Source organism: Variovorax sp. RCC_210 (assembly GCF_041355175.1).
In the GTDB taxonomy this organism is placed as follows: domain Bacteria; phylum Pseudomonadota; class Gammaproteobacteria; order Burkholderiales; family Burkholderiaceae_C; genus Variovorax.
In genome coordinates, this window is sequence record NZ_JBFUPJ010000013.1 from 118,335 (window position 1) to 129,957 (window position 11,623).

13 protein-coding genes are annotated in these 11,623 nt (G+C 70.0%); 4 read left to right on the top strand and 9 right to left on the bottom strand.

Annotated elements, in window-relative coordinates; genetic code table 11:
- Positions 1 to 90 precede the first annotated feature (90 nt).
- From AB6807_RS29015 to AB6807_RS29025, 3 genes are all read left to right on the top strand, one after another.
- Positions 91 to 960: an intradiol ring-cleavage dioxygenase gene (locus tag AB6807_RS29015; protein WP_371087275.1), complete on the top strand. Its 870-nt coding sequence runs from the start codon at positions 91 to 93 to the stop codon at positions 958 to 960.
- A 30-nt stretch (positions 961 to 990) separates the two neighbouring features.
- Complete coding sequence (locus AB6807_RS29020; RefSeq protein WP_116909367.1) at positions 991 to 1,596, top strand: nuclear transport factor 2 family protein; 606 nt, start codon at positions 991 to 993, stop codon at positions 1,594 to 1,596.
- A 156-nt stretch (positions 1,597 to 1,752) separates the two neighbouring features.
- Positions 1,753 to 2,511: a sulfite exporter TauE/SafE family protein gene (locus tag AB6807_RS29025; protein ID WP_371087276.1), complete on the top strand. Its 759-nt coding sequence runs from the start codon at positions 1,753 to 1,755 to the stop codon at positions 2,509 to 2,511.
- An 18-nt stretch (positions 2,512 to 2,529) separates the two neighbouring features.
- Here AB6807_RS29025 and AB6807_RS29030 read toward each other — a convergent pair whose 3' ends face one another.
- The 5 genes from AB6807_RS29030 to AB6807_RS29050 all read right to left on the bottom strand — a co-directional run bounded on the left by AB6807_RS29030 (position 2,530) and on the right by AB6807_RS29050 (position 5,928).
- Positions 2,530 to 2,889 carry a DUF1428 domain-containing protein gene (locus AB6807_RS29030; protein ID WP_116909365.1) on the bottom strand — a complete coding sequence of 120 codons (360 nt, stop codon included), beginning with the start codon at positions 2,887 to 2,889 and terminating at the stop codon, positions 2,530 to 2,532.
- Positions 2,890 to 2,983: 94 nt separating this feature from the next.
- A complete protein-coding gene (locus AB6807_RS29035) occupies positions 2,984 to 4,456 on the bottom strand; it encodes a DHA2 family efflux MFS transporter permease subunit (RefSeq protein ID WP_371087277.1) in 1,473 nt (490 codons plus the stop codon).
- A 5-nt stretch (positions 4,457 to 4,461) separates the two neighbouring features.
- On the bottom strand, positions 4,462 to 4,881 hold the full coding sequence (locus AB6807_RS29040) for a VOC family protein (protein ID WP_371087278.1): 420 nt from the start codon (positions 4,879 to 4,881) through the stop codon (positions 4,462 to 4,464).
- A 14-nt stretch (positions 4,882 to 4,895) separates the two neighbouring features.
- Entirely contained in the window at positions 4,896 to 5,423 is a 528-nt protein-coding gene (locus tag AB6807_RS29045; protein WP_371087279.1) for an SRPBCC family protein, read from the bottom strand.
- 55 nt (positions 5,424 to 5,478) lie between these two features.
- Entirely contained in the window at positions 5,479 to 5,928 is a 450-nt protein-coding gene (locus AB6807_RS29050) for a VOC family protein (RefSeq protein WP_371087280.1), read from the bottom strand.
- 133 nt (positions 5,929 to 6,061) lie between these two features.
- Here AB6807_RS29050 and AB6807_RS29055 point away from each other — a divergent pair, with 133 nt between their 5' ends.
- Positions 6,062 to 6,715: a TetR/AcrR family transcriptional regulator gene (locus AB6807_RS29055; RefSeq protein ID WP_116909360.1), complete on the top strand. Its 654-nt coding sequence runs from the start codon at positions 6,062 to 6,064 to the stop codon at positions 6,713 to 6,715.
- A 47-nt stretch (positions 6,716 to 6,762) separates the two neighbouring features.
- On the opposite strand, the gene AB6807_RS29060 is transcribed toward AB6807_RS29055, so the two are convergent.
- Genes AB6807_RS29060 through AB6807_RS29075 form a run of 4 tightly spaced genes read right to left on the bottom strand, consistent with a single transcriptional unit; the run spans position 6,763 to position 11,622 of the window.
- Complete coding sequence (locus AB6807_RS29060; protein WP_371087281.1) at positions 6,763 to 7,254, bottom strand: MarR family winged helix-turn-helix transcriptional regulator; 492 nt, start codon at positions 7,252 to 7,254, stop codon at positions 6,763 to 6,765.
- Positions 7,255 to 7,299: 45 nt separating this feature from the next.
- On the bottom strand, positions 7,300 to 9,063 hold the full coding sequence (locus tag AB6807_RS29065; RefSeq protein ID WP_371087282.1) for an acyl-CoA dehydrogenase family protein: 1,764 nt from the start codon (positions 9,061 to 9,063) through the stop codon (positions 7,300 to 7,302).
- 20 nt (positions 9,064 to 9,083) lie between these two features.
- Positions 9,084 to 10,820 (bottom strand): tannase/feruloyl esterase family alpha/beta hydrolase, encoded by a 1,737-nt coding sequence (locus tag AB6807_RS29070; RefSeq protein ID WP_371087283.1) that lies wholly within the window; start codon positions 10,818 to 10,820, stop codon positions 9,084 to 9,086.
- Between the two features lie 58 nt (positions 10,821 to 10,878).
- Positions 10,879 to 11,622 (bottom strand): ABC transporter ATP-binding protein, encoded by a 744-nt coding sequence (locus AB6807_RS29075; RefSeq protein WP_371087284.1) that lies wholly within the window; start codon positions 11,620 to 11,622, stop codon positions 10,879 to 10,881.
- Position 11,623: the final 1 nt, after the last annotated feature.

Here is an 11,623-nt window from a genome sequence, read left to right on the forward strand (position 1 = left end):
AAAAATCATTTGCGCCCCCGGTGCTTTCAGGGGAACGGGCCGCGACCTACAGTGCGCGCTACCTACCGAGATTCCATTGGAGACACCACGATGCGCAACCTGAACCAGGACAACATCACGCAGGCCGTGCTCGCGCGCTTCGCCGACACGCCCGACCCGCGCCTGCACGAGATCATGACCAGCCTGGTGCAGCACCTGCACGCCTTCGCGCGCGAGGTGAAGCTCACCGAAGCCGAGTGGTTCCAGGGCATCCAGTACCTCACGGCCACGGGCCAGAAGTGCGACGACAAGCGCCAGGAGTTCATCCTGCTGTCGGACGTGCTGGGCCTGTCGATGCTGACCATTGCCATGAACAACGACAAGCCCGCCGGCTGCACCGAGGCCACGGTGTTCGGCCCCTTCTATTTCGAGGGCGCCCCCGAGTACGAGCAGGGCGCCGACGTGGCCAACGGCGCCGCGGGTGCCCCCTGCGACGTGCGCGCCACGGTGCGCGGCCTGGGCGGCGAGCCGGTGCCCGACGCGGTGGTCGACGTGTGGCAGGCCGACGAGGGCGGCCACTACGACGTGCAGCACGAAGGGCTGGACCACTCCGAGAACCGCGGCCGCCTGCGCACCGCGCCCGATGGCTCGCTGCACTTTCGCAGCGTGCTGGCCGAGGCGTACCCCATTCCGGTCGACGGCCCCGTGGGCGACCTGCTGCGCGCGACCAGGCGCCACCCGTGGCGGCCCGCGCACCTGCATTTCAAGATCGAGGCGCCGGGCTACGAGCCGCTCATCACGCACGTGTTCCGCGAGGGCGACCAGTGGCTGGACTCCGACGCGGTGTTCGCGGTGCGCCAGTCGCTGGTGGCGCCGTGGACGCAGCAGGCCAATGGGCGCTGGCTGCTCGACTTCGACTTCGTGCTGAACCCGCTGAAACCGCTTGACCCGCTGAAGCAGCCGGCAGCGCAACCCGCCTGACCCGAAGAGAACAGCAAGGAGACAACGCCCATGACCGACACCCTGCAGCAGGAGCTGCTGATCCGCCAGATGATCGAGCGCTGGGCCGTGTGGCGCGACGCCGGCGACTGGGAGCGCTTCGCCACCGTGTGGCACCCCGACGGCGTGATGATGGCCACCTGGTTCCAGGGCCCATACACCGAGTTCATCCGCGTCACGCAGGAGGGCTGGGCCAAGGGCGTGAGCATCCTGCACTTCCTGGGCGGCTCGGCCATCGAGGTGGCGGGCGAGCGCGCCATCGCGCAGACCAAGATGACCATCTCGCAGCGCGGCATGGTCGAGGGCGTGCTGTGCGACGTGGTGTGCACCGGCCGCTTCTACGACTTCGTGGAAAAGCACGGCGGCGAGTGGAAGCTGCTGCACCGCCAGCCGATCTACGAGAAGGACCGCATCGACCCGGTGGACCCGGCCGCCACGGTGCGGCTCGACGCCGACGTGCTGGCCGGCCTGCCCGAGGGCTACCGCCACCTCACCTACATCCAGCAGCGCATCGGCTACACGGTGAAGCTCGACATGCCGATGCTCAAGGGCCCGGCGGTGGAGGCGCTGTACCGGCGCGGCGCGAGCTGGCTGGCCGGCGGCGCGCTCGAGCGCTGACGCACGCCAAGCGCAACTCACACCCAGGCACGTCACGCACGCCACGTCCTGTGTCCGATGGGCTCCAGCAGGGCCCGCCCCATCCTGCTACGCTCGCCAAGCCCGCCGCCCCGATGGGCTTTTTTTGCGTTGCGTTCCCCAGTTTCCAGCTTCTCCATGGCCTTTCCCCTCATCACCGACCCGCATTTCTACGCGGTCGCCATTCCCGCCGTGCTGCTGCTCGGCATCAGCAAGAGCGGCTTCGGCGCGGGCTTCGGTTCGCTCGCGGTGCCGATGATGGCGCTGGCCGTCACGGTGCCGCAGGCGGCCGCCATCCTCATGCCGCTGTTGCTGCTGATGGACGTGCTGGGCCTGGCGGCGTTCCGGCGCGACTTCGACCGCTCGCTGCTCAAGTTCCTGGTTCCCTTCGGCCTGCTGGGCACGGTGATCGGCACGCTGCTGTTCCGCATGCTGTCGGCGCACACGGTGGCGGGCATCGTGGGCGTGTTCACGCTGGTGTTCCTGGCGCAGCGCCTGCTGTTCCCGCCCAAGCCGAACGATCCGCTGCCCTCGCGCGGCGTGGGCGCGTTGCTGACCACGGTGTCGGGCTTCACCAGCTTCATCGCGCACGCGGGCGGCCCGCCGATCAACGCCTACGTGATTCCGCTGCGGCTCTCGCCGGTGGTGTTCACGGCCACCATGGCGTACTTCTTCTTCGTGGTGAACCTGAGCAAGTGGATTCCCTACGCATGGCTCGGGCTCATCGACCTGCGCACGCTGGCCACCTCGCTGGTGCTGATGCCGATCGCGCCCTTCGGCGTATGGGTCGGCATTCGCATCGCGCGGCGCATCGACGCGACATGGTTCTACCGCTTCGTGTACCTCGGGATGCTGCTCACCGGCCTGAAGCTCGTCTACGACGGCTTCCTGGCCTGAACACCTGCGCGCGCGGGCTCAGAACTCGACGATGCTCTTGAAGCCGCCGAAGATCATCCGCTTCGCATCGAAGGGCATGGTCTTCGGGTCCATCGACGCGATGCGCGGGTCGGCCATGACCTTGGCGTTCACCGTGTCGCGGTGCTTGCGCGACTTGTAGGTGATCCACGAGAAGGCCACGGTTTCGTCGGCCTTCTGCTTCACGCTCTGCGGAAACGAGGTGAGCTTGCCGGGCTTCACGTCGTCGGCGATGCACTCCACGTACTCAAGCGCGCCGTACTCCATCCACACCTTGCCGGCCTTGCGCGCCAGCTTGCGGTAGGCCTCGACGTTGGCGGTGGGAACGGCGACGATGAATCCGTCTACATAGCGGGCCATGGTGTTTCTCCTGAACAAAGAGTGGAAACGTTGGAGGAAGAAAAGCGGCATCTGCATGGCTTGCATGGCTTGCGTGGGTCGCATGACGCGGTGCTCATGACGCCGCCGTTTCGCGGGAGGTGGCCGCGTCGCTGCCGTGCTGCATCTGGCCCGGCATGGCCGAGCGAAGCAGCAAGGCCCCGATCAACCCCGCCGCCGCCGCGAACACGGCGCCCACGAGAAACGCCAGGTTGTAGCCCCCGGTGAGCGCCAGCGGCAGCTGCGCGCCGGCGGCGTCCATCGACGCGGTGCGCGCCGCCGCGGCGCTGGCCAGCACGGCCAGGCCCAGCGCGCCGCCCATCATGAAGGCGGTGTTGACCACGCCCGAGGCCAGGCCCGAGTCGCTCGGGCTCACCTCGCTCATGGCGGCCAGCAGCACCGGGTTGAAGGCCATGCCCGCGCCCAGGCCGAGCAGCATCATGCCGGGCAGCACGTCGACCACGAAGCTGCCGTTGACCGGCGCGCGCGCGAACAGCGCCAGCCCGATGGCCGCCAGCCACAACCCCGCGGCCAGCGGCTTGCGGATGCCGAAGCGCATCACGATCCTGGCGGACAGGCCCAGCGAGAACACCGCCATGATGATGTTCGCCGGCAGGAAGGCCAGGCCGATCTGCATGGGCGTGTAGTTGAGCACCAGCTGCATGTACAGCGCCGAGATGAAGAACCACGCGAACATGGCGGCGGCCCACAGCACGCCCACCACGTTGGCCACCGACACGCTGCGCAGCCTGAACAGGCCCAGCGGCATCAGCGGATGGCGCACCCGCGACTCGATGGCGATGAACGCCGCCAGCAGCACCACCGCCGCGCCGAGCAGCCCGAGCGTCTGCGCGGAGGCCCAGCCGGCCTCGTTGCCGTTGACCACGCCGTACACCGCGAGCATGAGCGACAGCGTGACCGTGACGGCGCCGGCCACGTCCAGCTTCTCGCCGTGCGCATGGCCGCGCGCGCCGGGCAGCAGCGCCACGCACAGCGCGTACACCGCCACGCCGATGGGCAGGTTCACCAGGAAGATCCAGTGCCAGCTCAGCGTGCTCGTCAGCAGGCCGCCCAGCAGCACGCCGATGCTGCCGCCGCCCGCGCACACGAAGCCGTACACGCCCATGGCCTTGGCGCGGTCGGCCGGCTCGGTGAACAGGTTCATGATGAGCGAGAGCGACACGGCCGACACCACCGCGCCGCCCAGGCCCTGCACCGCGCGCGCGGCCACCAGCAGGCCCTGCGAGGTCGACACGCCGCACGCCAGCGACGCCAGCGTGAACAGCACCAGCCCCGCGAGGAACACGCGGCGGTGGCCGTACAGGTCGCCCAGCCGCCCGCCCAGCAGCAGGAAGCCGCCGAAGGTGAGCATGTAGGCGTTCACCACCCACACCAGCGAGGTTTCGCTGAAGCCCAGGTCGGTGCGGATGGAGGGCAGCGCCACGTTCACGATGGTGGTGTCGAGCACGATCATCAGCACGCCCAGGCACAGCACCATCAGGGCGAGCCAGCGCTTGCGGTTGTCGAGCGGGCCGGCCGTCGCGGTCATCGCCGTCACAGCAGGGGCTTGCCGCCGTTGACGAGCCACGGCGTGCCGAAGCGGTCGGTGACCATGCCGAAGGCCTCGACCCAGAAGGTCTTGTCGTACGGCATGCCGACCTTGCCGCCTTCGGCGAGGGCGTCGAACACGCGCCGGCCCTCGGCCACGGTGTCCAGCGTGAGCGCCACGCCGAAGCCCTTCATGCCCTCGTAGGGCTGGCCGGGCATGCTGTCGGAGGCCATGAGCAGGCCGCCGCCGTAGGCCAGCGCGGCATGCATGATGCGGCTGGCCGCGCCGGGCGGAAACTGCTCCGCGCCGGGCGCCTCGCCCATGGTCATCATCATCTGCAGGGTGCCGCCGAGCGTCTTCTCGTAGAAGCGCATGGCCTCGGCGGCGTTGCCGTCGAACGTGAGGTAGGCGTTGATGGGGGACATGAGTTTTTCCTTGCTTACTTTTCGGTGGCGGTCTTCAGATTGGCGAGGCCTGCTTCGAAGTCCTTGCCGATCATCTGGTCCATGTTGAAGAAGATGCCCATGAGCTTGGCGATGTACGGGCTCTCGCCCTGCATCGACCAGGTCACCTGGGTGGCATTGCCTTGCGGCTGCAGCGTGAACTCCGCGAGGTTGTGGCCTTCGATGGGCTTGGTGAAGTCGAGGTTGATGCCCACCTTCGACGCGGGCACAGACTCGATGATTTCCATGCGCCCCGCGCCCGCCTTGCCGTCGCTCTCCCAGGCATAGGTGGCGCCCTTGCCGCTGGCGGCGCCGCCGAAGCTGCGCTTCATGGCGGGGTCCAGCTTTTCGTAGGGCGACCACGTGCCCCAGCGGTGGAAGTCGTCGATCAGCGCAAAGATCTTCTCGGCCGGCGCGTCGATGCGCGCGGTGCGCTCCACGCGAAAGGTGCCGGGCCGGGTGGCCGCGAAGATCAGCAGCGCGGCGATTGCGGCGACGATGACGAGGGCGATGGTCTTGAGCATGGAAGGCGTCTCTGGCGAAGGGTGTGGATGACGTGCAGGTGATGGGTCGACCGGGTCAGCTTGCCTGGTGCACCACCAGCAGCCAGCTCACGCCGAAGCGGTCGTTCAGCATGCCGAAGCTGGAGGTGAAGAAGGTGGGGATCAGCGGCTGCATCACCTGGCCGCCGTCGGCCAGCGCGTCGAACCACTGGCGGGCCTCGGCGTCGGTGCTGGCGGTCAGGGCGAGCATCACGCCCTTGAACTCGGCCTGGCCGGAGCAGCGGCCGTCGGAGGCCATGAGCTCGGTTTCGCCGATGCGCACCACGGCGTGCATCACCTTGTCGCCGCTGGGGGTGGCGCCGCCGCAGCTGGCGTCGGCGTTGTCCGAGGGGGCGCCCGAGGTGGCACTCGCTGGGGCCTCGCTGTAGCGCATCAGCTGCACGACCTCGGCGCCTAGCGCCTTCTTGTAGAAGCCGAGCGCTTCGTCGCAGCGGCCTTCGAACGAGAGATACGACTGGACTTTCATGGCAACTCCTTGGGTTTCGAGGATGGGTGTGTTGCAGGCCCCGGTGTCTGGTTCCGCAAACGATCTGATTAAGTTGTGTACACCGTCCACAAAGAATAGCAGGGATAATGGACAGTGTCCACATGGAAATCAGATGAAGCTCAACAACGTCCCAGAAAGCCTGCCGCCCGCTCGCAGCACCTACCGCCACGGTGACCTGCGCAGGGCCTTGCTGGACGCGGGCATCGAGCTGGCGCGCGACGGCGGCCCCGACGCCGTGGTGCTGCGCGAAGCCACGCGGCGCGTGGGCGTGGTGCCGAACGCGGCGTACCGCCACTTCGGCAGCCGGCAGGAACTGCTGCTGGCCGTGCGCGCGGAGGCGCTGGCCGCCGCGGCGGGCGCCATGGAAAAGGAACTGGCCGTGCTCCCCTGCGACCAGCCCCCCGCCGACTTCGCGCGTGCGCAGGTGCGCGCCATCGGCACCGCCTACCTGGGCTTCGCGCAGGCCGAGCCCGGCCTGTTCCGCACGGCGTTCGTGATCTCCGACGAGGGCCGCGGCGAGCTGGGCCCGGCCAAGGCCGGCGCGAGCGGGCTCGACCCCTTCGAGCTGCTGGGCAAGGCCATCGACCGCCTGGTGGACGCCGGCGTGCTCGACCCGGCGCGGCGGCCCAATGCCGAATACCTCGCGTGGTCGGCGGTGCACGGGCTGGCGCTGCTCATCATCGACGGGCCGTTGCGCGGCACCGATGCGCGGGCGATCCACGCGCTGGGCCAGCAGCTGATCGACATGGTCGAGCGCGGGCTGTAAGGCTGTCGGGCTGCGGGGCGGCAGGGCTCCAGCCGCCGCGCCAGCAGCTACAGATAGATCTTCTGCAGCAGCTTGATCAGCGTCTCGCGCTCGCGGGCGCTGAGCTTGGCGCTGGCATCGGCCTCGAGCTGCACCACGGCCTGCTCGGCCTCGCGAATCAGCGTTTCGCCGTCCGGCGTCAGGTGCAGGCCCACCGCGCGGCCGTCGTGCGGATGCGGCCGGCGCTCGATGAGGCCGCGGCTGTCCAGCGTGGCCACCAGGCTCACCAGGTTCGGCGGAAGTATGTCCAGCGCATTGCACAGCTGGCGCGAGGTGGCGCCGGGGTTGTGCGCGAGCAGGGAGAGCACCGAGAAGTCGATCTGCTTCAGGCCGTAGGGCGCCATGCGCTCGGCGAAGAAGGCACTCACGATGAGCCATGCGCGGCGCGCGTTGTAGCCGACCAGCGCTTCGAGCATGCGTGCGTCGAGCCGGTCGGGCTTGCCTTGCGAGGCCATGTTCAGTTCGCTTTTCGCGGCCACGGATTTCGGGGAAGACGCCATGGCACGAGCGTAACCGCCCGGCCCGGCCGCGACGGTGCCCGTTGGTTACCGCGCGACACCCGCACGCTCCCCGCCCTGCGCCGAGTGCGTGAGCGCCACGGTCTCGCAGGCCTTCTTGACGATGCCCAGCCGCATCTCGAATTCGGGCAGCACCCAGCGCCGAAAGGCGGCGGCCGCGCGGGCCTTGCCCGCATCCTGCGGCGCCGCCACTTCGATGCGTGCCCAGGCCCAGGCCATCATCGTGAGCATCGTCACGCGCAGGTAGTCGTCGGCCACCTCGTGCGGCAGCACCGGGTTGGCATGCGCGGCCATTGCCACGGTCGTGCCCAGGTAGCGCAGCTGCGCGAGCCGGCGCTGTACGTCGGCATCGGCCTCGCGCGAGGCGTCGAGCGTGTCGCGCAACTCCAGCAGCACGGCCGACATGCCGGCGCCGCCGTCGGGCAGCACCTTGCGCACCAGCAGGTCGATGGCCTGGATCTCGTTGGTGCCCTCGTAGATCATGGTCACGCGCGCGTCGCGCACGATCTGCTCGATGCCCCATTCACGCACGTAGCCGTGGCCGCCGAACACCTGCAGGCATTCGCTCGCGCCCTGAAAGGCCTGCTGCGTGCACGCCGCCTTCAGCACCGGCGTGACGAAAGAGCACCAGCGCTGCGCGCGTTCGCGCGCCTTGGGGTCGGCGTCGTGCGCGGCCACGTCGAGCATCAGCGCGCTGCGGTAGGCCAGCGTGCGCGCGCCGTCGATCCAGGCGCGCTGCGTGTCGAGAATGCGGCGCACCGCCGGGTGCTCGGCGATCAGGTCCGCGCTTTCGCTGCCGCGGCTCGCGGGCACCGGGCCGGGCGCGCGCATCTGGCGGCGCTCGGCCGCATAAGCGTCGGCCTTCTGCCAGGCCGCGTCGAGCAGGCCGATGCCCTGCAGCGCCACGTGCAGGCGGGCCGAATTCATCATCACGAACATCGCGGCCAGCCCACGGCCGGGCTCGCCCACCAGCCAGCCGGTGGCGTCGTCGAAGCGCATCGTGCAGGTGGGGCTGCCGTGCAGGCCCATCTTTTCCTCGATGCGCTCGCAGTGCACCGCGTTGCGCATGCCGTCGGGCAGCAGCTTGGGCACCAGCGCCAGCGACAGGCCCTTGGGGCCCGCCGGTGCATCGGGCAACCGGCACAGCACCAGGTGCACGATGTTCGGCGTCAGGTCGTGTTCGCCGCCGGAGATGAAGATCTTGCCGCCGGTCACGCGCAGGCTGCCATCCGCCTTCTCTTCGTGGGGCACAGCGCGCGTGCGCACCTGGCCCAGGTCGCTGCCCGCATGCGCTTCCGTCAGGCACATGGTCGCGAGCCATTCGCCGGTCGCGATTTTCGACAGGTAGCGCTGCTTCAGCGCATCGCTGCCGTGGTGCTTCAGGCAGGCATAGGCGCCGTGCAGCAGGCCGGGCGCCATCGTGAGGCCGTGGTTGGCGGCTGCCAGCCATTCGTACAGCACGGCCTCGAGCACCGCGGGCAGGCCCTGGCCGCCGTCTTCGGTGGCGGCGGACAGCGCGGGCCAGCCGCCGTCGACAAAGGCCTGGTAGGCCTCGCGAAAGCCCGGCGGCGACACCACCTCGCCGGCGGCGAAGCGGCAGCCGGTTTCATCGCCGGCGCGGTTGAGGGGCGCCACCACCTCGCCGACGAAGCGGCCGGCCTCGTCGAGCACCTGCGACTGCAGCGCCTCGTCGACCTCGGCGAAGGGCGCGAGCGCGCGCAGGCGGGCCGGTGCGTCGAGCACGGCGTTCAGCAGGAAGCGGATGTCGTCGGGGCGGGGCTGGTAGTCCATCGGGGGCTCGGGTTCGGAATTCAGGGGGCCTTGCACGCGAAGCTGCTCGCGCGCTCGGTGTCGCCGCCGGTGTAGGTGGCGACTTGCGGGTAGGGGCACAGCGGCCGCGTGCGCTGGGCGGACCAGTTCGAAGGCACCTCGGCGTTCGGCACCGGCGTGCCCGCGCCGCGCGCGGCGGCAACGACCGATGCGGGCGCCTTGCCCTGTTCGACCCAGTCGACCAGCGCGCCCAGCATGTCGAACTGGTCGGTGGCCGGGCCGCCCGCGCAGTGGTTCATGCCGGGCACGGGAAAGTAGCGCGCGAACGAAGAGGCGTCGCCGCCGTTGGCCGCCTGCACGCGCTCGTACCAGGCGGCCGTGTCGTCCGACGAGAACACCGGGTCGCTGGTGCCGTGGTAGACGATCATGCGGCCGCCCCGGTCGCGCAGCGCGCCGAGCTGGGCTGCGTCCGGCGGCGTCATGAACGACAGCGCCGATTCGCGGAACACGCCGTCGGTGGCCGCGATGCGCGGCGCGTCGCGGTCCATGTCGAAGCCCAGCGCAAAGGGCAGGCCCTGCGGCCGGTCGGCCAGCGGCGGTGTGCTGAAGATGAAGGCCACGGCGCCCGCGTCGCGCGTGGGCGGGCTCGCGAACTTCCACTCGCGCCAGTTGGCGCCGCTCACGCCCGCGTCGAACGGAAAGCTGCTGTACAGCGGCTGGCCCGCGCTGTTGCGCGCGCCCTTGAACACGTCGGAGAGCGCCTGCTTCTGTGGCGCGCTCAGGCACTGGCCGTCGCGCGCATTCGTCGCGCCGGCGGCGCAGGTGGGCACGGCGGTCTGGATGTCGAAGCGCGTCCTGCAGGCCTGCAGGTCCGACACGATGCCGTCGGCCAGGCCGTCGAGCGCGTCGCAGCGCTGCAGCACCTTGTCGGCCACCAGCTTCATCTCGGCCGGGGTGAAGGCACTCTGCAGGTCGGGCTGGCCCTGCGGCGTTCTCGCGCTGGCGACGGCCGCGTACCGCTGCGCGCCATACAGCTGCGCCACCGCCGCCTTCGGCAGGTTGAAGCCCGGGTCGCCCGCGAGGATGCCGTCGTACTGGCCGGCCGAGCGCACCGCGGCCACCATCGCATGCCGCCCGCCGTTGGAGCAGCCGCCAAAGTAGGAGCGGTCGGGCTCGCGCCCGTAGGCCTTGGCGATGAGGTTCTTCGCCATAGGCGTGAGCTGCGCGACCGCGTTGTAGCCGTAGTCGAGCCGCGCCTGCGGGTCCAGCCCGAAGCGTGGGCCCATGGCGCCGGCATGGCCCGCGTCGGAACTGATGACGGCGAAGCCCATCTGCAGCGCGCTGCTGCGCGGGCCCCCGCCGCCGATGCCGCCGAGCGCGGGCAGCACCACGCCGTCGAGCCCGCCGTTGGCCTGGTAGAAGAAGCGCCCGTTCCATGCGGCGGGCAGCCGCATCTCGAAGCCGATGGCGTAGCGCTGGCCGTCGACAGGGCTCGTGCGTTCGTTCATGCGGCCCTGCACCAGGCAGTGCGCGGGCGCGGCCATGGCCACGCCGCCGACCGTGACGTTGCCCGCCGGCACGTCGGTGACCGACGTGTAGACCGTGCCCGACAACGCGGCGCGCGCCGCCAGGTCGGTGCAGGCCTGCAGCGTGCCGGGGCGCGCGGCGGTCAGCGGCGCATGCGTTGCCGGTGCTCGGCCCGCACACGCCGCGAGCAAGGCGGCAACGCCGAGCGCGCTCGCGCACAGGCCGATGTGAAAGTGGCGCGGTCGTGTCATGTCGTCTCCTTGCCGCGGCGGACGCGGCGTGCTTGTCGGTTCGCCGCTTCGCGCAGGTTCAGGCGGCCTTGCGCGCCGCACCCAGGTAGGTGTCGATCACGCGCGAATCCACCGCCAGCTTGCTGGCCTCGCCCTCGAGGCTCACGCTGCCCATCTCGAGCACGTAGCCGTGGTCGGCCACCTCGAGCGCGGCGCGCGCGTTCTGTTCCACCAGCAGGATCGTCACGCCCGTGGCGCGCAGCGCATCGACCGTGCGAAAAATCTCCTGCACCACCAGCGGCGCCAGGCCCAGGCTGGGCTCGTCGAGCATCAGCAGCGTGGGGCGCGACATCAGCGCGCGGCCCACCGCCAGCATCTGCCGCTCCCCGCCCGAGAGCGTGCCGGCCAGCTGCGCGCGGCGCTCCTTCAGGCGTGGAAACAGCGTGTAGACCTCGTCGATGCGGTCTCGCCACTGCTTGTTGCGCAGGCGCACCTGGCGGAAGGCGCCGAGCACCAGGTTGTCTTCCACCGGCATCGTGCCGAACAGCTCGCGCTTCTCGGGCACCAGCGCAATGCCGAGCATCACGCGTTCTTCCAGCGACAGCGCCGAGATGGGCTGGCCCCTGAACTCGATCACGCCCCTGGAAGGCAGCACGCCCATCAGCGCGTTCAGCAGGGTCGACTTGCCGGCCCCGTTCGGCCCGATCACCGTCACCACGCTGCCCTGGCCGGCCTGCAGGTCGATGCCGTGCAGCACTTCGGCGCGGCCGTAGCCGGCGTGCAGGTCGCGAATGCGGAGCAAGGGGGTGTTGCTGCTCGTCATG

Coding starts and splice junctions, on each gene's coding strand:
- AB6807_RS29015 (WP_371087275.1), top strand. CDS start 91: ATGCGCAACCTGAACCAGGACAACATCACGCAGGCCGTGCTCGCGCGC.
- AB6807_RS29020 (WP_116909367.1), top strand. CDS start 991: ATGACCGACACCCTGCAGCAGGAGCTGCTGATCCGCCAGATGATCGAG.
- AB6807_RS29025 (WP_371087276.1), top strand. CDS start 1,753: ATGGCCTTTCCCCTCATCACCGACCCGCATTTCTACGCGGTCGCCATT.
- AB6807_RS29030 (WP_116909365.1), bottom strand. CDS start 2,889: ATGGCCCGCTATGTAGACGGATTCATCGTCGCCGTTCCCACCGCCAAC.
- AB6807_RS29035 (WP_371087277.1), bottom strand. CDS start 4,456: ATGACCGCGACGGCCGGCCCGCTCGACAACCGCAAGCGCTGGCTCGCC.
- AB6807_RS29040 (WP_371087278.1), bottom strand. CDS start 4,881: ATGTCCCCCATCAACGCCTACCTCACGTTCGACGGCAACGCCGCCGAG.
- AB6807_RS29045 (WP_371087279.1), bottom strand. CDS start 5,423: ATGCTCAAGACCATCGCCCTCGTCATCGTCGCCGCAATCGCCGCGCTG.
- AB6807_RS29050 (WP_371087280.1), bottom strand. CDS start 5,928: ATGAAAGTCCAGTCGTATCTCTCGTTCGAAGGCCGCTGCGACGAAGCG.
- AB6807_RS29055 (WP_116909360.1), top strand. CDS start 6,062: ATGAAGCTCAACAACGTCCCAGAAAGCCTGCCGCCCGCTCGCAGCACC.
- AB6807_RS29060 (WP_371087281.1), bottom strand. CDS start 7,254: ATGGCGTCTTCCCCGAAATCCGTGGCCGCGAAAAGCGAACTGAACATG.
- AB6807_RS29065 (WP_371087282.1), bottom strand. CDS start 9,063: ATGGACTACCAGCCCCGCCCCGACGACATCCGCTTCCTGCTGAACGCC.
- AB6807_RS29070 (WP_371087283.1), bottom strand. CDS start 10,820: ATGACACGACCGCGCCACTTTCACATCGGCCTGTGCGCGAGCGCGCTC.
- AB6807_RS29075 (WP_371087284.1), bottom strand. CDS start 11,622: ATGACGAGCAGCAACACCCCCTTGCTCCGCATTCGCGACCTGCACGCC.